We start from the raw sequence: 21,914 nt of genomic DNA, 5'->3' as shown, positions 1-21,914 counted from the left end.
CCGGGGCGCTGGACTGCGCCCCGGCCTTTCTTGCTTGCATAGACCCTGTTACTCGCCCGGAACCGCCTGCAGCTCCGGCTCGTCGTGATGGTGATGCGCCTTCACAGGCCGCATGAACAGGTTGGCGAAGAAGGCCACCACCAGCAGCGCCGCCATGCAGTACATGGTGGTGTTGTAGAGGCTCGGCGTCGGATCGACGGTGCCCGCGGGGGCGATCTCCATCAGCTTGGCGATGGTCACGGTCTTGGCCGCCACCAGCTGGTCCAGCTGCGTCACCGGGGCGCCGAACTTCTCGGCAAAGGCGGCGGGGTCGATCTTGGCCGCCAGGTCCTGCACCGCGCTGTTCACCGACATCTGCCGCAGCGAGGTGATCGCCAGCGGCCCCAACACGCCCGCGGTCGACCAGGCGGTCAGCAGGCGGCCGTGGATGCCGCCCACATGCATGGTGCCGAACATATCCGCCAAATAGGCCGGGATGGTGGCAAAGCCGCCGCCATACATCGAGAAGATCAGCATCGTCGCCAGGTAGAAACCGCCGAGATACAGCAGCGAGGGGTTGGCCGCCGCCGCCGAGGCGAAATAGGGGATCGACAGGTACAGCGCCGTGCCCAGCACGAAGAAGCACATGTAGGTCGCCTTGCGCCCGATGTAGTCCGAGGTCGAGGCCCAGAAGAACCGCCCGACCATGTTGAAGACCGAAATCATCAGCACGTAGGTCGAGGCAAAGGCCGCGGTCGCCACCAAAGGCATGACCGAGCCGAAGATCTCGGACATCATCGTCTTGGCGACGCCGATCACGCCGATGCCGGCGGTCACGTTGAAGCACAGCATCACCCACAGCTGCCAGAACTGCGGCGTCTTCAGCGCCTGGTCGATATGCACGTTGTTCTGGGTCACCAGCCCCGAGGCCGCGGGCTTTGGCGCCCAGCCTTCAGGGGCCCAGTCCTTGGCCGGAACCCGGTACTGGAAGGCGGCCAGGATCATCACCACGAAATAGACGATGCCCAGCGTCATGAAGGTCTGCGCCGCACCGGTGCTGCCGGTGCCGACCACATAGGCGCCCGCTTCGCCGCCGAAGGGGGCCGCCTGCGCGGCGCTGGCGATCACCACCTCGACCTTGCCTTGGGCGGTTTCGGCAAAGACCCGGCCGCCTTCGACCACGGTCTGCACCGCATCCTGCGCGCCCAGGTAGGTCGGCGCGGTGGAAAACAGGTCCAGCAGCCAGCCCTTGACCGGGGCCGCGATCATCGCCCCGCCGCCAAAGCCCATGATCGCCATGCCGGTGGCCATGCCGCGGCGGTCCGGGAACCAGCGGATCAGCGTCGACACCGGTGAGACATAGCCAAGGCCCAGCCCGCAGCCGCCCAGCACCCCGTAGCCGAGGTAGACCAGCCACAGCTGATGGCTGGAAATGCCGAAGGAGCCGACGATGAAGCCGCCGCCCCAGAGGATCGCCGCCACGACGCCGACCATGCGGGGGCCGACCTCCTCGAGCCACTTGCCCGCAAAGGCGGCCGCGAGGCCGAGGCAGACGATGGCGACCGAGAAGATCCAGACCACCGAGCCGAGGCTCCAGTCATCGGCGCTGGAGGCGACAACGCCCAGCTCGCGGGTCAGCGGCGGGTTGAACACCGACCATGCGTAGACCGAGCCGATGCACAGGTGGATGGCGATGGAAGCCGGCGGCACGCGCCAGCGGTTAAAGCCGGGTTCGGCGATGATGTGGCGTTTGTGCAGAATGCCCAGCCCGCCGGGTGATGGGTTGCTCATGTCGTGTCCTCCCTAGTGCTTGCAGCCGCCGCTGCCGTGCCCCGCGCTCTCCCAAAGCGGCATTTCAGGGACGACATGCGACAGCGTGCTGACGCTTGACAAAGGCGGGGAAGGCCCCAACATGTCAATAAATAATTTAGTTATAACAATGGCTTATCGTGACAATCCGTCCAGCGGCTAGGCCGCCGAACAGCCCCGATCGGGACATTCTGTCCCGCCGCGGATCAGCCGCCGTGCCGAATTTGCGTCAAAATGTCCGGATCAGCCCTGTTCGGGCTCTGGCAGAAAAATTTCGAAGCGACTGCCCTGTCCCGGCTCTGAACGCACGGTGATCTGGCCGCCGGCCCGACTCAGCAATTGCTGGCTGATCGACAGGCCCAGCCCGGTGCCGCGCGCCTGTTTGGTGGTGAAGAACGGATCGAAGATCCGCCCCAGCACATCCTTGGGAATGCCGGTGCCGCTGTCCTCGACCGCCATCAGTACGCCGCCACCTTCCGCGTCGCGGGCCTCCAGCCGCAGAGTGCCGCCGCCGGGCATCGCCTGCACCGCGTTGCGGATGAGGTTGACCAGAACCTGCTGCAGCTCGGTCCGCGACATCCGCACCTGCCGCTGGCTGGGCAGATCGGTTTCGACCTCGACCATTGCCTGTTCGATCTGGTGGCGGGTCAGCACTAGGCAGTCGGCCATGACCTTTGCCGGGGAGATCAGCGACGAGGCACCGGAGTATTCCTCGGGGCGGGCAAATTGCAGCAGTTTCGACACAATCACCCCGATCCGGTAGACCTGATCGTCGATCAGCCGGAACTCCTCTCCGACCGGTTTGGCGTGCTCGCCCAGCGTCATCCGCGCAACGTCCAGATTGCCCTGGATCACCGCCACCGGGTTGTTGATCTCATGCGCGACCGAGGCGGTGATTTCGCCCACCGCCGCCAGCTTTTCCGAGATCACCAGCCGCTCGGTGGTCTGTTCCAGCCGCCGGTTGGCCTCGCGCAGGTCGCGCGTGCGCTCCTCCACCTTGGCTTCCAGGCTCTCGCCCCAGTGGCGCAGCTGGCGGTCGCGCTCCTGCAGCTGGTCCAGCAGATCATCAAGATGCGCCGCCACCTGGGCGATCTCGCCGCCATCACGGGGCTGGGCATTGCGGGCGGTCAGATCGCCCTGCTCCACCCGCGCGATGGTGCGGGTCATCGCCTCCAGCGGCCGGAAGATGCGGCCCGCCCAGCGCAGGAAGATCGGCACCGACAGCGCCGCGATCAGCAGGAAGGCGGCGGTCAGGCTCAGCACCAGCTCCTGCCGGGCCTGGCGGAAGGGGGTTTCCAGAAATCCGACATAGAGCATGCCAACGCGCTCCCCCCGGCTGTCGAGGATCGGCTCATAGGCGGAGATGTACCAGTCGTTGACCACGAAGGCGCGGTCGAGCCAGATCTGCCCCTGCCCCAGCACCTGCGCGCGCACCGCGGCCGAGACCCGCGTGCCCAGCGCCCGGACGTTTTCGAACAGGCGCACATTGGTCGAGATCCGGACGTCCTCGAGGAACAGCGTGGCGGTGCCCTGGCTGCCCTCCGGCAGGCCCTGTTCGCGGTAGACCAGCGCGTTGATGGTGTCGATGAAGTCGAGGTTGCGGTTCAGAAGCTTGCCGCCCGCCAGCAGCCGCAGCTGCCCGTCCGGCAGGGTCACCGGCGCGGCGGAGTGGATCACCATGCCGCGGGTCTCTGCCGTGCGGTCCGTCGGCACCGCGGCCTCGGTCGGCACCAGCGAGATGGCGGCGCGGGCGGCAAGGCCCGGCGCCAGCGCGTCGAGCTGGGGGGCGGCAAAGATGTCCACCGCGCTGTGCCACTGCCCGTCCAAAGCGCGGCGCAGCACCGGCCAGTCCGCCGGATCAAAGCCCGCGCGGCCCTCCGGCCCGGCCAGGTACAGGAAATCCAGCCCCAGACGGAGCCGCTCCTGCTCCAGAAAGTCCTGCGCCTGGCCGGAGGCCAGCGCCGTGCGGAAACGCACCGACTGGGCCACCGCGTCCAGCTGCTCGCCCGAGGTGTCTACCAGCCGGGCCAGATACTGGTCGGCGATGGTCAGATCGCCGGTGACCTTGCTGACCAGCAGCCCGTCGACCTTGTCCGACCAGCGCCACATGGTGCCGCCCAGCAGCAAGGGCAGCAGCACCAGCATCGGCAGCAGCGCGATGACCAGCAGGCGCACCCGGACGGACCGCAGCATCTGCATGGGCCTAGAGCCCCCAGGCGGCGCATTTGCGGTCGATGGTCTTGCGCGAGACCCCCAGCTGCCGCGCCGCCTCGCTGCGGTTGCCTCCCAGCGCCTCCAGCGCCTGCAGGATCTCACGGCGCTCGACCTCCTCCAGCGGAGTGATGCCGGAGGGCGGCGGCGGGGGCGCCAGCGTGTCCAGCGGGAAGCTGCCGAAGATCAGCGAGCGTTCGATGAAATTGCGCAGCTCGCGGATGTTGCCCGGCCAGCCGTGGCGCAGCAGGGCCGATTTGACCGGCGCGGTCAGCTCCAGCGGCGGCAGCTGCATCTGGGCCGCCAGCTCGCCCAGAAACAGCTCCGCCAGCTCCAGCACATCGGTGTCGCGCTCGCACAGGGGCGGCATTTCGATCTCGACCACGTTGATGCGGAACAGCAGATCCTCGCGGAAGCGCCCCTGCGCTACCGCATCGGTCAGGGAACGGCTGGAGCTCATCGCGAAGCGCACGTCCAGCTGCACCAGCCGCTCGGTCCCGAGCGGGCGGATGCGACCGTCCTCCAGCACCCGCAAAAGCGCGGTCTGGGCGTTGGGGCTGAGCTCGCTGATCTCGTCAAAGAACACGGTGCCGCCCTGCGCCGAGGCCAGCAGCCCCTCGCGGCCCGCAGGCGCGCCGGGCACCGCGCCCGGCGCGTGGCCGAACAGCTCATACTCGATCATGTCGGCGGGGATGGCGCCGCATTGCACCGGCACGAACGGCCCGTCGGCGCGGGGGGAATGCGCGTGCAGATGCCGGGCCGCGACTTCCTTGCCGGTGCCGGAGGCGCCGGTGATCAGCACCGGCGTCATCAGCCCCTGCACCCGGCCCAGCAGATCGCGCACGCGGCCGATCGCCGCCGACTCGCCGATCAACTCCCGCCGCCGCCGCCGCCCGAGGCCGACGGTCTCCAGCTCGCGGCGCAGCAGCATGTTTTCCCGTTTCAGCCGGGCGGTTTCGATGCAGCGGCGCAGCGCGTTCAGGATCTGGTTGGAGCGGAACGGCTTGAGCACGAAGTCCGAGGCCCCGGCGCGCAGCGCATCGATCGCCGTCTGCAGGTCGGCATAAGCGGTGATCAGGATGGTGTCGGTGAACCCGCCCGCGCTGCGCTGCTCGGCCAGCCAGTCCAGCCCCTTCTGCCCCGGCATGATGTTGTCGAGTATCATCACGTCATACTGCTGCGCATCGAGGCAGGCACGGGCGGCTTCGGTGTTCTCGGCCTCGTCCACGCGCTGGCACAGGGGGTGCAGGGTCTTGACCAGGAAATTGCGCATGCCCGGCTCGTCATCGACGATCAGGATGCTGGCCTGCGCCAGCGGGTCGGTAAGCCGTGCCAAGTCTGCCTGTGTCATGCCTGTCGTTCTTTGATGGGACGACCGGGCCACGTGCCCCGCCTGCTGCGCATATTTATGAGAAGCCGAACCGGTTTCGTAAAGGTCGCACGTCACGGGCGCCCCAATAGCGTGCCGCGCCCGGAACTGGTCGCATTCGTTCAGTCCCTGTTCATCGCCACCTGCTAAGGCGGGCGGAACCGGTCCGAACAGGGCCGGACGTATCCAGCCTCTCCGCAGGTCGGCGGCCGACGCTGAGGCATCTTGCCACTGCAGGATGGCTTGCAACCCGGTCCACCATGGTATACAGCCGCATACAATCAGCTTCCCGGACCTGTCAGCCCGTCTGCGGTCCGGGGCTCAAGCTTCATCTAACGCTTACTCGCCGGGATAGCCATGAGCCTCTATACAGATTATTTGAACGAGATCGAAACGCGCAAGGAACAGGGGCTGAGCCCCAAGCCCATCGACGATGGCGCACTGCTGGAGGAACTGGTTGCCCAGATCAAAGACCAGAACAGCGAGCACCGCGACGACTGCCTGAAGTTCTTCATCTACAACACCCTGCCCGGCACCACCGGCGCGGCCGGTGTCAAGGCCGCCTTCCTCAAGGACATCATCCTGGGCAAGGAAGAGGTCGCCGAGATTTCCGTCGAGTTCGCTTTTGAACTGCTGTCGCACATGAAGGGCGGCCCCTCGGTTCGGGTGCTGCTGGACCTGGCCCTGGGCGAGGATCAGGAGATTGCCAAGCAGGCCGCCGATGTTCTGAAGACCCAGGTCTTCCTCTACGAGGCTGACACCGACCGCCTGGAAGAAGCCTTCAAGGCAGGCAACCCGATCGCCCGCGAGATCCTGGAAAGCTACGCCGAGGCCGAGTTCTTCACCAAGCTGCCCGACATCGAGGAAGAGATCAAAGTGGTCACCTATATCGCCGGCGAAGGCGATATTTCCACCGACCTCCTGTCGCCCGGCAACCAGGCGCATTCGCGCTCGGACCGCGAACTGCACGGCAAGTGCATGATTTCCGAGAAGGCGCAGCAGGAAATCGAGGCGCTGAAGCTGCAGCACCCCGACAAGCGCGTGATGCTGGTCGCCGAGAAAGGCACCATGGGCGTTGGCTCGTCGCGGATGTCGGGCGTCAACAACGTGGCGCTGTGGACCGGCAAGCAGGCCAGCCCCTATGTGCCCTTCGTGAACTACGCGCCGATCGTCGCGGGCACCAACGGTATTTCCCCCATCTTCCTAACCACCGTCGGCGTGACCGGCGGCATCGGTCTGGACCTGAAGAACTGGGTCAAGAAGACCGGCGAAGATGGCGCGCCGATCCTGAACAACGACGGCAACCCGATCCTCGAGCAGAAATACTCGGTCGAAACCGGCACCGTCCTGACCATCAACACCAAGACCAAGAAGCTGTACAACGAAGACGGCACCAAGGAACTGGTCGACGTGGCAGGCGCCTTCACGCCGCAGAAGATGGAGTTCATGAAGGCGGGTGGCTCCTACGCCATCGTCTTTGGCAAAAAGCTGCAAACATTCGCCTGCGAAACCCTCGGCATCGAACTGAAGTCGGCCTTCGCGCCGTCCAAGGAAGTCAGCCACGAGGGTCAGGGCCTGACCGCGGTCGAGAAGATCTTCAACCAGAACGCCCGCGGCACCACGCCGGGCAAGGTTCTGCACGCAGGCTCCGACGTGCGCGTCAAGGTCAACATCGTTGGCTCGCAGGACACCACCGGCCTGATGACCGCCCAGGAACTGGAAGCGATGGCCGCCACCGTGCTGTCGCCGACCGTCGACGGCGCCTATCAGTCCGGCTGCCACACCGCCTCGGTCTGGGACCAGAAGGCGCAGGCAAACACGCCGCGGCTGATGAAATTCATGAATGATTTCGGTCTGGTCACCGCCCGTGACCCCAAGGGCAAGTATCACGCGATGACCGACGTGATCCACAAGGTGCTGAACGACATCACCGTGGACGACTGGGCCATCATCATCGGTGGCGACAGCCACACCCGCATGTCCAAGGGCGTTGCCTTCGGCGCCGACTCCGGCACCGTGGCGCTGGCGCTGGCGACCGGCGAGGCGTCGATGCCGATCCCGGAATCGGTCAAGGTGACCTTCAAGGGCAAGATGGCCGACCACATGGACTTCCGCGACGTGGTGCATGCCACCCAGCTGCAGATGCTGGAACAGCACGGCGACAACGTCTTCCAGGGCCGCATCATCGAGGTGCACATCGGCACCCTCCTGGCCGACCAGGCCTTCACCTTCACCGACTGGACCGCAGAGATGAAGGCCAAGGCCTCGATCTGCATTTCCAACGATGAAACCCTGATCGAAAGCCTGGAGCTGGCCAAGCACCGCATCCAGATCATGATCGACAAGGGCATGGAGCATGAAAACGGCATGCTGCACCGCCTGATCGGCCTGGCCGACAAGCGCATCGCCGAGATCCACTCGGGTGAGAAGCCCGCGCTGGCGCCCGACGACAACGCCAAGTATTTCGCCGAAGTGGTGGTCGACCTCGACAAGATCAACGAGCCGATGATCGCCGACCCGGACGTCAACAACGCCGATGTCTCCAAGCGCTACACCCACGACACCATCCGCCCGATTTCCTACTACAAGGCGGAAAAGAAGGTCGACCTGGGCTTCGTCGGCTCCTGCATGGTCCACAAGGGCGACATCAAGATCGTCGCCCAGATGCTGAAGAACCTCGAAAAGGCCAACGGCAAGGTCGAGTTCAAGGCACCGCTGGTCGTGGCCGCGCCGACCTACAACATCATCGACGAGATGAAGGAAGAGGGCGACTGGGAAATCCTGCAGCGCTACTCCGGCTTTGAATTCGATGACTTCATGCCCAAGAGCAAGGCGCGTACCGAGTACGAGAACATCCTCTACCTCGAACGTCCGGGCTGTAACCTGTGCATGGGCAACCAGGAAAAGGCCGCCAAGGGCGACACCGTTCTGGCGACCTCGACCCGCCTGTTCCAGGGCCGCGTGGTGGAAGACAGCCCCGAGAAGAAAGGCGAGAGCCTGCTGGCCTCGACCCCGGTCGTGGTGCTGTCGGCGGTGCTTGGCCGCACCCCCACGCTGGAGGAGTACAAGGAGGCGGTCGAAGGGATCGACCTGACCAAATTCGCTCCGCCGCTGGAAATTCCGGGCACCACCCGCTCGGTCCACTTCTGATCCCGCGCGGCGGCGCCCCTGATGCGCCGCCCGCCAAGCGAACAAACGAAAACCGGGCAGGTGACACCACCTGCCCGGTTTTTTCTGCCCGTTTTTTTTCGTGCCTCGCGCCGCCGGTCGGAACCAGGTCTGAACCGGGAAGGACGCCGCGGACGGCGCCCCGGATCGCCTAGGAATACTTCTTCTGCGACTTGCCGCGGTAGGCGCGGGTGCCCGCCTTGCCCGCCGTGGAACGGCCGCGCGACTTGACCGCCGCGTCCGACGCGGCCTCGATCGCGGATTGCCGCGCCAAGGGGTCGTCGGAGATGGCGAGGTCCACCGCCTCCAGCCGCTTGATCTCGTCGCGCAGGCGGGCGGCTTCCTCGAATTCCAGGTTCTCGGCCGCCTTGCGCATCTCCTCGCGCAGCCCCGCCAGATGCGCCTCCAGGTTGGCACCATGCATCGGCTTGTCGACGGTCGCGGTGACGCGGTTCATGTCGACATCGCCCTCGTACAGGCCCGCCAGGACGTCCTCGACGTTCTTCTTCACCGTTTCCGGCGTGATGCCGTGCTCGAGGTTGTAGGCGATCTGCTTTTCGCGGCGTCGGTTGGTCTCGTTGATCGCACGCTCCATCGACCCCGTGATGCGATCGGCATACATGATGACCCGCCCCTCGGCGTTCCGCGCCGCGCGGCCGATGGTCTGGATCAGCGAGGTTTCCGAGCGCAGGAAGCCTTCCTTGTCGGCATCCAGAATGGCGACAAGCCCACATTCGGGAATGTCGAGCCCCTCGCGCAGCAGGTTGATGCCGATCAGCACGTCGAAGGCCCCAAGACGCAGGTCGCGCAGGATCTCGATCCGCTCCAGCGTGTCGATGTCGGAGTGCATGTAGCGCACCTTGATGCCCTGCTCGTGCAGGTACTCCGTCAGATCCTCGGCCATGCGCTTGGTCAGCGTGGTGACCAGCGTGCGGAAACCGTTGGCGGAGACCTTGCGGATCTCGTCCAGCAGATCATCCACCTGCATCTCAACCGGGCGGATCTCCACCTCCGGATCCAGAAGCCCGGTGGGCCGGATCACCTGTTCAGTGAACACGCCGCCCGCCTGCTCCAGCTCCCAGTCCGCCGGGGTGGCGGAGACAAAGACCGACTGCGGCCGCATCGCGTCCCATTCCTCGAACTTCAGGGGCCGGTTGTCCATGCAGCTGGGCAGGCGGAAACCGTGCTCCGCTAGGGTGAACTTGCGCCTGTGGTCGCCCTTGTACATGCCGCCGATCTGCGGCACGGAAACATGGGATTCATCCGCAAAAACAATGGCATTGTCGGGGATGAACTCGAACAGGGTCGGCGGCGGCTCCCCCGGGGCCCGTCCCGTCAGGTAGCGCGAGTAGTTCTCGATCCCGTTGCAGTGGCCGGTCGCTTCCAGCATCTCGATGTCGAAATTGCAGCGCTGCTCCAGCCGCTGCGCCTCCAGCAGCTTGCCTTCCGCGGTCAGCTGCTCGAGCCGCTGTTTCAACTCCTCCTTGATCGAGATGATCGCCTGCCGCAGGGTCGGCTTGGGCGTCACGTAGTGCGAATTCGCATAGACGCGGATCTGGTCGAAGCTGCCGGTCTTCTCCCCCGTGAGCGGGTCGAACTCGGTGATCGTCTCCAGCTCCTCGCCGAAGAACGACAGTTTCCACGCCCGGTCCTCAAGGTGGGCCGGGAAGATCTCCAGCGTATCGCCACGCACCCGGAAGGAGCCGCGCTGGAACGCCTGGTCGTTGCGCTTGTATTGCTGGGCAACCAGATCCGCCATGATCTGGCGCTGGTCGTACATCTCGCCCGCTTTCAGGTCCTGCGTCATCGCCGAGTAGGTCTCGACCGAGCCGATGCCATAGATGCAGGACACCGAGGCGATGATGATCACGTCGTCACGTTCCAAGAGCGCCCGGGTAGCCGAGTGGCGCATCCGGTCGATCTGTTCGTTGATCTGGCTTTCCTTCTCGATGAAGGTATCCGAGCGCGGCACATAGGCTTCGGGCTGGTAGTAGTCGTAGAAGGAGACAAAGTATTCCACCGCGTTGTCCGGGAAGAAGCCCTTGAACTCGCCGTACAATTGCGCCGCCAGCGTCTTGTTGGGGGCAAGGATGATCGCCGGGCGCTGGGTTTCCTCGATCACCTTGGCCATGGTGAAGGTCTTGCCGGTGCCGGTGGCCCCCAAGAGCACCTGGTTGCGCTCGCCCTCCAGCACGCCCTGCGACAGTTCGCGGATCGCGGTGGGCTGGTCGCCCGCCGGTTCAAAAGAGGTGTGCATCACGAAGCGTTTGCCGCCCTCCAGCTTGGGCCGCTGCTGCGGCGCGCGCTGGGTCATCATCGGCATCGACTTGTCGGAATGGGCATAGGGCATAAAGTGTCTCCGTGGGGCTGGCGCAGATTTTGGTCTGTTTTTGTTCCGGTTCAAGGGCCAAGTGAAGAAAACCCCGGCAAACAGCTGTGGCGCCGCTGCAAATCCCGCCAAACCGCGGCATTTGCCACCTTGCCGCAGGGCGGCTTCCAGCGCATAAATGCGCGGACATCAGGACTCACCGTTGCAGATCATCAGGAGACAGCCCATGCAAGCGCGGATCTACCGGCCAGCACGCAATGCCATGACCTCGGGCATGGCCAAGACGCGGAAATGGGTTCTGGAATTTGCCCCCACCTCGGCCCGCGAAGTCGACCCGCTGATGGGCTGGACCTCCTCCTCCGACACGCAAAGCCAGGTGCGGCTGCGCTTTGACACCAAGGAGGCGGCGCTGGAATATGCCGCCGATCACGGGATCGACGCCCAGGTGATCGAGCCGAAGACACGCAAGCCCAACATCCGCCCCGGCGGCTATGGCGACAACTTCGCCACCTCGCGCCGCGGTCCCTGGACGCACTGAGGGGCACACCCCCGGCACCGACCTGCGGCCGGATGGGCCAGAGCTCTCGGTCAGCGCAGGATCGGTCAGTGATGTCGGAATGACACGCAAGGGCGCCCAGCAGGGTGCCCTTTTTGCTGTGCAGTGCAGATCGGGCAATCCATGGCCTGACCAACGCCGCGGATGCACATACCGGAAAGGGCAGCACCGGGTGCCGCCCTTTCCTTCACGTTTCGTGGTGCCTCAGTTCCGCAGCGTGAGCGCCGGATTGTGAGCGAAGAAGTTGAACGGCATGATATGCACCGTCTTCCATTCGGTCGACATCACCGGCCAGTCCTCCATCCGCGGAATATGATGGAACCCGGCCGTGAACCACGAGACGATATCCTGCCCCATCAGCGACTTGTCTTCCTTCACCCACTCCGCCAGCGTATCGGACCCGTCGCTCTGCACCGCGTATTTGCCACCGGCATACCGCTGCTCGGGATCGTAGACCGTGGTCCAGGAGGAATACTCGATATAGGCGTTGCGCTTCATCGGCGGGTCGTTCTCGAAGTCGAAGGGACCATAGGCAAGCGAGCCGTGGTGGATCATCCAGCCCGGTGTCTGGCCCAGGTAACCTTCGCGCTGCGGGTTGGAGATATGGACATGCTTGGGTTTCATCGAGCTGAACCGGTAGCGGGCGTCCATTTCGCTGTCCGGCATCACGTGTTTCCACGTCCACATTGACCGGCGCGGGCTGTCTTCGGGCACTTCGGCGGGGACGATCTCCATTGTTCCGACCTGGTTGATCGGCTGGTCAATGTCGAAATCGATGCGGAAGTTGAAGTAGTGGTCGTGATTGGCCGCAACCAGATTGGGCGCGATCAGGGTCCCATACCGGGTGTCCTCGGCCGCGGTGGCGTCGTTCATCGAGGTCGAGGCCACGCCTTTGACAGCATCCAGACCGGTGGCTCCGATCTTGATGAAGATCTGCCCGTCCTGTTTCAGGCGGTAGTCGATGAGATAATCATAGTTGCCGACCTCCGACGCGGTGCGCACCACCAGTTCGGTTTCCGGCCGCCCCTCGGTCGGCACGAATTCCTCCGGGGTCTGGGCGAAGATCTCGAAATGCCGCCAGGCCGGGTCGCCAATGTTCCGCTCGAAGATGCAGATGGCGTCCGGGATCTCCAGCGGGTTGCCCGCGTCATCGGCAATCAAGGCAGGCAGGAAGGTGGCGTATTCGGGACAGTCCACCCCGGCCCGCAGCGGGGTCAGGAACAGGCCAAAGCCGTATTCGCCGCTGTCCATGTAGGTGCGCCAGTACCAGCCTTCGGTCGGGTCCATATAGGGCACGAAGACTTCGGACAGGTGGGTTTGGTAGATCACCGAGCGCCAGTTGCCCTGGTCGTTCACGTCCAAGTTGGAAAGCACCAGCCCGGGGCGCTTGTCGATCCGGTAGTTGAAACGCCAGATGTCCCATTCCACGTGGCTGCCGGTGATCTTGAAGTTCGGATCGCCCTCCTGAACCAGCTTGGCCGGGTTGCCTTCCGGGCGCAGCGGCAGGCGTTCCGCGACTTCCGCCTCGGTATAGCCCCAGGCGTCCTGTGGCACCGGAACAACCCCGGTGTCGACCACGTCGACCACCTCCTGCTTGCCGATGTCGTAGACCGCGAACAGACCTTCGAGGGGCTTGGCGTAGAAATTGGAGCCGGTCGGGTTCTGGTAGCAGGGTACCTTCATCAGGCGCGAGCCGTCGAACTCGGGCGTCAGGAAGTTCCCGGCGGTCAGCGGCAGGCAAAAGGCATCCTCGGGGGTGAGCCCGCGCGCGGACAGCGCTTCAGACATGTCCGGGTGGCCGAGCGCCCCTTCCAATGCGCCGATGAACTCCGCAAAGAGAACCATCGGCTGGCCGGATCCGGTGATGGCGGCATTGCTCTCGACCACGCCCTGGGTGATGTTCACGACCGCTTCGCTGAAGCCATCCTCTGTGGTGAATTGCACCGTCGCCTTACGGTCCAGCGCATCCCCCTCTTTCCACGCAAGAACCTCCGCCTTGGGCGGCTCTTTCAACTCGATGAGCGGGAACAGCGTCTCCTCGGTGACGGTGCCGCTCTCCTTCAGGATTTGATTGATCTTCTGATATTCTTCGCCGGTCAGCCCATCCAGCGGATGCGCCAGCGCGCCACCGGCGAGAAGCGCCGCCAGGGCGCTGGATGCAATAGTCTTGTTGAACGACATGTTGCCTCTCCTGTTTGAATTATTGTTCAGCTGAAAACCGTCTGAATGTCGGTGTATTCGGCCAGGCCTTCCTCCGCGAACTCGACCCCGAGCCCCGAGGATTTCACCCCGCCGAACGGCGCATTCGGCTGGATGGCACCATGCTTGTTGATCCAGACCGAGCCGCATTCCAGCTGCAGGGCCACCGCCTTCGCGGCCTCCGGGTCCGAGGACCAGACCGATCCGCCCAACCCGTTGGGACTGTCATTGGCAGCGGCAATCGCCGCGTCGACATCGCTGTAGCTGATCACCGGCAGCGCCGGTCCGAACTGCTCTTCATCGACCAGCGGATCGCCGTTCTTCAGGCCCGAGATGATGGTCGGCGGATAGAACAACCCCGCGCCCGGCGCACCCCCCAACAGCACGGTGCCGCGCTCCTTCGCATCGGCGACCAGGCGGCTCACCTTGTCGAACTGCATGCGGTTCTGCACCGGGCCGAGGATGGAAGTCTCGTCGCGCCCATCGCCAACCGGAATGTTGCGGGCAAATTCCACCAGCGCCGCGCACACCGCATCATGAATGCTTTCATGCACGTACAGCCGCTTCATCGCCGCGCAGGTCTGGCCATTGTTGATGAACGCGCCCCAGAACAACCCCTCGGCGATCGCCTGCGGGTCCGCATCCGGCAGGACGATGCCGGCATCATTGCCGCCCAGTTCCAGCGTCAGCCGTTTCATGGTCTGCGCCGCGGATGCCATGACCTTCTGTCCGGTGGCGCAAGAGCCCGTGAAGACGACCTTGCGGATGTCCGGATGCGCGGACATCGCAGCGCCGAGGTTCTCGGCCTGATCGTCGCCGGTCACCACGTTGACAACACCGGCCGGCAGCACCTCGTTGATGATCTGCACCAGCCGCAGGGTCGACAGCGGCGTGTTGGGGGAGGGTTTGATGACAACGGTGTTGCCGGTGCGCAGGGCCGGCATGATGTGCCAGATGGCGATCATTACCGGGAAGTTCCACGGCGTGATGGAGCCAACGACCCCCAGCGGCTTGCGATGCAGCTCGACCCTGCCCTCGGCATTGTCCTGCAACACCTTGACCGGCAGCGACAGGCCAGCGGTGTAACCAGCCCAGGCCGCCGCCCCTCCCATTTCCCAACGCGATCCAAGCCCGTTCAGGGGCTTGCCCTGCTCGGTGGTGATGATCTGCGCCAGTTCTTCGGCATGCTCCCCGATCTTGGCGGCGACGGCTTCGCACATGGCCTGCAACTCGGCATCGGGTTTGCGCGACCAGTCCCTGAAGGCCGTCTTTGCCGCGGCAACGGCCGCGTCCAGCTCGGCCAGTCCGGCATTCGGCGCCAATCCGGCGGCGGTGCCGGTTGCCGGGTTCATGACCTCGAAACGGCGCGCGGTCTTCACAGGCGCGCCGCCTATGGTCAGATCGAATTCGATCATCTTAGTCCTCCCTGGTGATCAGAGCCTGCGCTGTTGCAGGCGGCTCCTCAGGAGGCAGAATAACTGACCGCGCGGTCGAATCTTGAACGGGAACGCCAGAGGTTATGGCTCAGAGCGCCACGTTCTTCCGTACATCCCCCGGAGACGCGCCAAATCTTTCGCGGAAAGCCCGGTAGAAATAAGAGAGATCGTTGAAGCCGCAATCATAGGCCACTGCCGCGATGGTCTGTGTGCCCGGTCCGTCGCCGAGCGCATTCAACCGCGCCCGCGCGGTCTCGAGACGGACGGATAGAATGCGTTTGCTGGCCGTCTCGCCGATCTGGCCAAAGTGCCGCTGCAACGTCCGCGGCGAGACCTGCAACTGATCCGCAAGCTCCTGCGGGCCAAAAGCAGGATCATTGGCGTTGCGATCAATGACCGCCAGCGCGCGCGACAGGACCGAGTTGGCGGCGGCGGTGCTCTTGGCCTCCTGGTGTTCAACACAGTGGAAATAGGCACCCAGCAGGCTCAGGAAGGCGTCGCCCAGGCTGGGGGCCACGGCCGCGCTGTCCTCGGTGAAAATCTTTGCCAGCACCGCGCGCATCGACAGGAACAGGGGATCGGAGCGATCAATCCCGATCCCGCCAAGGCATACGTCACCGAATCGGTGCAGCATTTCCTCGCGCGGCAGATGGATCGAAATCTGCCGCGAATGCATGCCGTCATAGAAGAACTCGGAACTGCGCGAGCTATCCACCAGATACATGTCGCCCGGAGTCAGGAGCACGGTTTCATCGTTCTGGTGGATCCGGCACCGCCCCTTGTCCTGGATCAACAGGAACAGATGCTCGCCCGGGTCGGAACGGATCATCCGCCTGTCGCGAAAAACCCTTTGGGCGTCGAGGGATACGATCGCCGTCTCAAATCGTGACACGCGCATCGTCGAGACGTCTCCGTCCACCTGCCCCCGCGCCGCGGCAACCGGTTCAACCGCAAACCGGCCGCAAACGGTTTCGATGTCGCGCGCAAAAGACTCGACGGCGCGGGGCCTCGGGTCTGCCCGGCACAGCGGTGCATTGGAGAGGCCTGCTGTGGACTGATACATGTGGGCGTCTTCTCCTCCGCGAGCCGCTTCAGACCAAAGGTTAGCCAGCTTTTCGCCCAACGGTAAAGGATCGCGCGCGGCCACAGCGCCGCCCCTTGCATGACGCTGCCACCGGCTGCCGCCAGTTCCCGATCAAGGCTAGCGGCCTGTACTGGCGTGGTTTCCCGGCCGCGGGGGGCATGCCGGTTGATACCGCCGCCCCCAAGGCCACCGGCGGCTTCATGCCCGATCCAGGTCCGCTCGCGCCGCGGCTTGTTTCAAACCCCCATTTGCGATAGGATTTATCATTGAAAATCAATGGAAAACGCAGAAGATTGGCGCCACCTTGCCCCAGACACCCACGATGAACGGTTTCGAGATCCGCCGGGCCAGCCCGTCCGATCCCGCCGCCGCGGCGCTGATCCGACGGCACCTGTCGCAGATGGCGGCGCAATCGCCTGAAGACAGCTGCCACGCGCTGGACGCCAGCGGACTGGAAGGCCCGGATGTGCGGTTCTTCCTGCTCTACCGGGGCACCGAGGCAGTGGCCATGGGCGCGCTGAAACGGCTGGATGCCGCCAGTTTCGAGCTGAAGTCGATGCACACCGCCGCCGAGGCCCGCGGCAGCGGTGCCGGACGGGCGATGCTCACCCATCTTCTCGACCTTGCCCGCGCCGAAGGCGGCACCGACATCTATCTCGAGACCGGCTCCACCGCGGATTTCCTGCCATCTCGCAGTCTCTACGGCTCGATGGGGTTTCGCGAATGCGCGGCTTTTGGCGACTATGCGCCGGATCCGTGGTCCGTCTTTATGCACCTCGACCTGCGCGGCACCGCTTGACCCCCGCAACGCGCATGGCATAACAGGCTGCAAGCGGTCCCTTAGCTCAACTGGATAGAGCAGCTGACTTCTAATCAGCAGGTTGAGGGTTCGAGTCCTTCAGGGATCGCCAGGCTCCATTCAACTCTCAGGACGTGTGCGCCCCGACCGCATCAAGACACATCAGCCCACGGGTTTGGCTTCGGGGTCTGTGCGGATCTGCCGGGCGGGAATGTCTTCAAGATCGCCCGGATAGAGATCCGCAAACCGGGTGGAGACCACAATGTCGCTCTGCTCGGTCTTGCAAAAGCTTTCCAGCCGGGCCACCTCGTTCGCCGCGGGGCCGATGACGGTGAAATCGAGCCGCCGGTCGGTTCCGACGTTGCCGTACATCAGCGTACCCGCATGCAGCGCGACGCCGAATCTGATCTCGCTCTGCCCGTTCTGCCGCCGCGCGCGGTTTTCGCCAGAGGTGCGCGCATGCGCCTCCCGCGCCGCACAGAGGGCCGCGCGGCACATGTCCTCGGCCGGCCTCTGGCTGTCTTCAAACGGGAAAATTGCCAGCACGGCATCGCCGATGAACTTCAGCACCTCGCCTCCGTGATCCAGCACCGCCCCGGCGGTGCAATCGAAGTAGGTGTTGAGCAGCGACAGGTAGTCATCCATGCTCAGGGTTTCTGCAAGCCGGGTCGACTGGCGCAGATCGGACAGCCAGATCACGCAGTCGATCTTCCTGCCGCTGCCGCGTTCGATCAGCCCCTGCAGCACCCGCCGACTCGAATGCGCGCCGAGATAGGTCTGCAGCAGGGTGCCCGTCAGCATGTGGCGCGATTTGCTTTTGATGACCATGCTGAGCACGGTGGACAGATTGAACAGATGCGCGATCTCCCGGTCGTGAAAGCCGCTGGTGCGGCGGGTCGCGAAGGAACCGAGCGCGCCCTCCATCCCCTGCGGCAGCCCGTTCCACAGGCTGAGGTCGCGGCGCCCGAAATCCCGGTAGAACACCAGGTAATCGGTCACATTGGACGCGCGCAGCTGTTTCAGCAGAGGGTATTCCCCCGGGTCCGCCGCCTGGCTGAGACGGAAACGCTGGTATCTGATCCCGTGCAACGCGGCCTGGAAAAAGGGCGAGTTCCTGAATTCAGCCGAATCGAACTTGCTGCGCGGCTGCACCGTTTCCGTGACCCGGTCAGACTGCGAGTCCCAGGCGGTGTCAATCGCACCAAAAACCGGATGCAGAAACAGCCCGCCGGTGCTGATGCGGTGAACGGGCACGCCGCCGGCCAGCAGCCGCCGACCCAGCCCGCCAAGAATGTCGCCGAAAGCGGCATCGCCAAGGCCCTCTTCGATCAGCCAATTGGCGATCCCGTCGAACAGCTGCGACGGGGCGCAGGCCGCGGGCGCCGGAATTTCCGCGGCACGGACCTGGTCCGTCGCCGGTGCGCCCGAAAAACCGTCAGCCACGGTACCAGCCGCGCTGGCGCGGCCGTTCCCCGTCCCGATGTGTCTTTCCGCGGCCATCGGCGCCCCCGCACCTATCCGGCAGTCGTGCTGCCTCATTCTTCGGTGGGCCGCAGCGTCCGTGCGCCGCGACCTCCGCAAGCCAGCCTATCATGCAAAGGGGGATTTGTCGCCTCGTGCCCTCTCCCCGCGTTTACAGTGAGGCCGGGCCGCCGCCTGCCGCCGCGGGATGCGCCGGACGGCAGGGCAAGGACGGGACGAGTGCGGGCTCAGGCGGCCTGGTCCACCACCTGTTCCAGACCGGTGTCGACCAGCGCGCCATGCAGCACCTCAATCGCGCGGTCGGCGTCGTCGCGGGCCACCGCGAACTGGATATCGACGTTGCGCGGCGTCTGATGGGCGGCGATCACCTCGATGCCCGCGCGCTCCAGCGCCTGCAGGCCGCTGCTGAAGGCATGCAGCCCGGTCAGGTCGCGGCCGATGGCCGACACGATCGCCATGCTGCGCACGCTGATGTCGGCCGACGGATAGGTCTTCTCCAGCTCCGCCACCACGCGGCGCACTGATTTCAGCGGCGCCTCGACATAATGGGTAATGGTGTTCGCGTTCGAGGTCTTTGAGACGATCCGTACGTTGAAGCGGCGCAGCGCCTCCAGCGCGTTGGCGTCATAGCCCTTGACGCCGACCATGTCCTGCTCGAACAGCTCCAGCGCCACCACGTTGAGGCCGGTGACGATCTCCACCGCCGGGGTGTCCGCCGGGGCGTCATCGATCAGCGTGCCCGGATCATCCGGGTCAAAAGCATTGGTGACGCGCAGCGGGATATTCGCCTGGCGCAGGGTCTTGGCGGCATTCGGATGGATCGCCTCCATCCCCATGTTCGACAGCTGGTCCGCGACATCATAGTTCGTGTGGCCCAGCTTGCGCACCGCCCCCTCGCCCACCAGGCCGGGATCGGCCGAGGACAGGTGGAATTCCTTGTGGATGATCGCCTCTTTCGCGCCGGTGAAATCCGCCAGCGACGAGAAGGTGACCTCGGAATAGCCGCGGTCGTATTCCTGCATCAGCCCCTCGCGGCACTGCGCATAGCCGGTGACGATGGGCAGCTCGCGGGTCAGATCGATGCCGTCCATGGCGCCGGCGATGCGTTCCTGCAGGGTGCAGTCGGTCTCGTCGCGCCAGCCGGACAGGTCGACAAAACGCGCGTTCACGCCCTTGCGCTGCAGCAGCAGCGTGGTGACAAACGCGGAATGCGCCTCGCCCAGACCCGACAGCAGCTCGCGCACGATCTGCATATGCGCCGACAGGCGGAAATGCCCGTAGGAGCACAGGCGGCGCAGGTCGAACAGCACGCTGCGTGCGCCCTCGATGCGCTCGCGCACGAAATCCTCCGCCAGCGAGCGGTCGGCGGACTCGTCCAGCACCGCGTCATGCGCTTCGCACATGGCGGTGGCGACGCGGGTCAGCGCATCCAGCCAGGAATGGTCGTTGTCGTCGTTGTTGAACAGCGCAAAGACCCCCGGCTCGCCGGTTTTCTTGTGCTCCAGCAGCAGGTTGGTGATGCCACCAAAGGCGGAGACGACGAAGATCCGGTGATACAGATCCTCCCCCTTGCGGTCGCCGATGATCAGCGTGCCGGTCAGTTCCGACAGGCGGCTCATCGAGGTGCCGCCGATCTTTTCGACAGTATGGTCAGGTAATGTCACGGGATGTGTCCCCCGGGCCTTGCCCGGGGCCTCCATTCAGGTTTCGAGCAGCGCGTAGGAGCCGTCTTCCCGGTGCACTTCCTTGCCCGTCACCGGGGGGTTGAACACGCAGGCCATGACCAGCTGCTCTTCGGCGCGCAGGATGTGGCGGTCGTGCTCGTTCAGCGCGTACATGACGCCGGGGGTGATCTCGTGGGTCTCCCCGGTGGCCAGATCGGTGATCGAGCCTTTGCCCTGCATGCAATAGACGCTCTCGAAGTGGTTTTTGTACTCGAAGGTGTGCTCCGAGCCGCTCTCCAGCGTGGTGATGTGGAAGGAAAAGCCCATACCGTCATCGGCCAGCAGCATCCGCACCGAGGTCCACTGGGCGTCGGACACCACGCGGGACTTTTCGTTTTCCACGATCTTGTTGAAATCTCTCACGATCATCGGTCTGTTACTCCGCTGCGATTTTCTTGCTCTGGTCGGCCAGCACCTCGCGGGCGGCCTCCATCAGGATGTCGAAGCCCTTGGTGAAGGTCTCTGCCGGGGTCGTGATCGGTGCCAGCACCTTGACCACCTGGTCCTCGTTGCCCGAGGTCTCGATGATCAGCCCTTTCTGGAAGGCACGGGCGCAGATCTCGCCCGCCAGCTCGCCAGAGCCGACATCAACGCCCTGCATCAGGCCGCGGCCCTTCAGCCGCGCGCCGGGAACCAGGGCGGCCAGGTCGGACAGGCGCGTGCGCACCAGGGCTTCCTTTTCGACCAGCTCGGCCTGGAAGGCGCCGTCGGCCCAGAACTTCTCGATCGCCACGCGGGCGGTGACAAAGGCATGGGTGTTGCCGCGGAAGGTGCCGTTGTGCTCGGCGGGACCGAACACGTCATGCTCCGGGCGCACCAGCATCAGCGCCATCGGCAGGCCATAGCCCGACACCGATTTCGCCATCGTCACGATGTCCGGGGTGACGCCCATCTCCTCGAACGAGAAGAAGGTGCCGGTGCGGCCGCAGCCCGCCTGGATGTCGTCGATGATCAGCAGCGCGCCGTGGTCGCGGGCCAGCTTGGCGATGCGCTGCACCCATTCGGCGCTGGCGGCGTTCAGGCCGCCCTCGCCCTGCACGGTCTCCAACAGGATCGCGGCCGGTGCGTCGACACCGCTGGAGGCATCCGCCAGCATCGCCTCGAGGAAATCGGCCGTATCGCAACCGCCGGCCATGTAGCCGTCGAACGGCATCCGGGTCACGCCGTTCAGCGTAGTGCCCGCGCCGCCGCGGTGATAGCCGTTGCCGGTCGCGGCCAGCGCGCCCAAGGTGACGCCGTGGAAGCCGTTGGTGAAAGCCACCACGTTGTTGCGGCCGGTCACCTTGCGCGCGGTCTTGATCGCCGCCTCGACAGCATTGGCGCCGGTCGGGCCGGTGAACATGACCTTGTGGTCCATGCCGCGCGGTTCCAGGATGTGGCGCTCGAAGGCCGCCAGGAAATCGGCCTTGGTGTCGGTGTGCAGGTCCAGCCCGTGCGCCAGCCCGTCCCCGGAGATATGCTCGATCAGCGCGGCCTTCATGTCGGGGTCGTTGTGGCCGTAGTTCAGCGAGGAGCACCCCGCCAGGAAGTCGATGTAGCTGCGCCCGTCGGCGTCGGTCATTTCCGAGCCTTGCGCAGAGGTGAACACCGTGTCGAAGCCGCGGCAATAGCTGCGGGCCTCGGATTCGCGGCGTTTGAAAACAGAGATTTCGGCTGACGTGTCAGTCGGCATTTCAGATCCTTTTGGGATTGGTGAAAAGAAGGTGGGAGAGCAGGCGCCGCCGCAGCCCGGAGGGCCGCAGGCAGCACGCCGGCAGTCAGGCCACGGC

General features: G+C 64.9%; 14 protein-coding genes and 1 tRNA gene. 4 read left to right on the top strand and 11 right to left on the bottom strand.

The features are described from left to right. Positions 1-48: 48 nt before the first annotated feature. From AB9K35_RS07320 to AB9K35_RS07310, 3 genes are all read right to left on the bottom strand, one after another. Complete coding sequence (locus tag AB9K35_RS07320; protein ID WP_369925088.1) at positions 49-1,770, bottom strand: OFA family MFS transporter; 1,722 nt, start codon at positions 1,768-1,770, stop codon at positions 49-51. 261 nt (positions 1,771-2,031) lie between these two features. Then, on the bottom strand, positions 2,032-3,981 hold the full coding sequence (locus AB9K35_RS07315; RefSeq protein WP_369925087.1) for a cache domain-containing protein: 1,950 nt from the start codon (positions 3,979-3,981) through the stop codon (positions 2,032-2,034). Positions 3,982-3,991: 10 nt separating this feature from the next. After that, a complete protein-coding gene (locus AB9K35_RS07310) occupies positions 3,992-5,350 on the bottom strand; it encodes a sigma-54-dependent transcriptional regulator (protein ID WP_369925086.1) in 1,359 nt (452 codons plus the stop codon). Positions 5,351-5,725: 375 nt separating this feature from the next. Between AB9K35_RS07310 and AB9K35_RS07305 the strand changes: the two genes are divergently transcribed. Next, positions 5,726-8,518, top strand: a complete 2,793-nt coding sequence (locus AB9K35_RS07305; protein ID WP_369925085.1) for a bifunctional aconitate hydratase 2/2-methylisocitrate dehydratase — start codon at positions 5,726-5,728, stop codon at positions 8,516-8,518. A gap of 169 nt (positions 8,519-8,687) precedes the next feature. Here AB9K35_RS07305 and uvrB read toward each other — a convergent pair whose 3' ends face one another. After that, a complete protein-coding gene (gene uvrB / locus AB9K35_RS07300) occupies positions 8,688-10,886 on the bottom strand; it encodes an excinuclease ABC subunit UvrB (protein ID WP_369925083.1) in 2,199 nt (732 codons plus the stop codon). Positions 10,887-11,091: 205 nt separating this feature from the next. Between uvrB and AB9K35_RS07295 the strand changes: the two genes are divergently transcribed. After that, entirely contained in the window at positions 11,092-11,403 is a 312-nt protein-coding gene (locus AB9K35_RS07295; protein ID WP_222456560.1) for an ETC complex I subunit, read from the top strand. 222 nt (positions 11,404-11,625) lie between these two features. On the opposite strand, the gene AB9K35_RS07290 is transcribed toward AB9K35_RS07295, so the two are convergent. From AB9K35_RS07290 to AB9K35_RS07280, 3 genes are all read right to left on the bottom strand, one after another. Next, on the bottom strand, positions 11,626-13,602 hold the full coding sequence (locus AB9K35_RS07290) for a tyramine oxidase (protein WP_369925082.1): 1,977 nt from the start codon (positions 13,600-13,602) through the stop codon (positions 11,626-11,628). Between the two features lie 26 nt (positions 13,603-13,628). Beyond that, positions 13,629-15,035: an aldehyde dehydrogenase family protein gene (locus AB9K35_RS07285; RefSeq protein WP_369925081.1), complete on the bottom strand. Its 1,407-nt coding sequence runs from the start codon at positions 15,033-15,035 to the stop codon at positions 13,629-13,631. Between the two features lie 109 nt (positions 15,036-15,144). Beyond that, positions 15,145-16,119, bottom strand: a complete 975-nt coding sequence (locus AB9K35_RS07280) for a helix-turn-helix domain-containing protein (protein WP_369925080.1) — start codon at positions 16,117-16,119, stop codon at positions 15,145-15,147. Positions 16,120-16,444: 325 nt separating this feature from the next. Here AB9K35_RS07280 and AB9K35_RS07275 point away from each other — a divergent pair, with 325 nt between their 5' ends. Both AB9K35_RS07275 and AB9K35_RS07270 read left to right on the top strand, forming a co-directional pair. Continuing rightward, on the top strand, positions 16,445-16,939 hold the full coding sequence (locus tag AB9K35_RS07275; RefSeq protein ID WP_369925079.1) for a GNAT family N-acetyltransferase: 495 nt from the start codon (positions 16,445-16,447) through the stop codon (positions 16,937-16,939). Positions 16,940-16,974: 35 nt separating this feature from the next. Beyond that, positions 16,975-17,051 (top strand) — tRNA-Arg (locus tag AB9K35_RS07270). Positions 17,052-17,101: 50 nt separating this feature from the next. Here the strand turns inward: AB9K35_RS07270 and AB9K35_RS07265 are convergent. From AB9K35_RS07265 to ectB, 4 genes are all read right to left on the bottom strand, one after another. Then, a complete protein-coding gene (locus tag AB9K35_RS07265) occupies positions 17,102-18,439 on the bottom strand; it encodes an adenylate/guanylate cyclase domain-containing protein (RefSeq protein ID WP_369925078.1) in 1,338 nt (445 codons plus the stop codon). 209 nt (positions 18,440-18,648) lie between these two features. Continuing rightward, entirely contained in the window at positions 18,649-20,121 is a 1,473-nt protein-coding gene (locus tag AB9K35_RS07260) for an aspartate kinase (RefSeq protein WP_369925077.1), read from the bottom strand. Then, positions 20,122-20,514 (bottom strand): ectoine synthase, encoded by a 393-nt coding sequence (locus AB9K35_RS07255; RefSeq protein WP_222456469.1) that lies wholly within the window; start codon positions 20,512-20,514, stop codon positions 20,122-20,124. A gap of 7 nt (positions 20,515-20,521) precedes the next feature. Continuing rightward, positions 20,522-21,817, bottom strand: coding sequence for a diaminobutyrate--2-oxoglutarate transaminase (ectB, locus tag AB9K35_RS07250; protein ID WP_369925076.1), 1,296 nt, complete (start codon positions 21,815-21,817; stop codon positions 20,522-20,524). Between the last annotated feature and the right edge of the window lie 97 nt (positions 21,818-21,914).

The organism is Leisingera sp. XS_AS12 (genome assembly GCF_041224635.1).
Classification (GTDB): Bacteria; Pseudomonadota; Alphaproteobacteria; order Rhodobacterales; family Rhodobacteraceae; genus Leisingera.
Note: the sequence above shows the minus strand (reverse complement) of the source record. Positions and strands in the feature narration are given on the sequence as shown.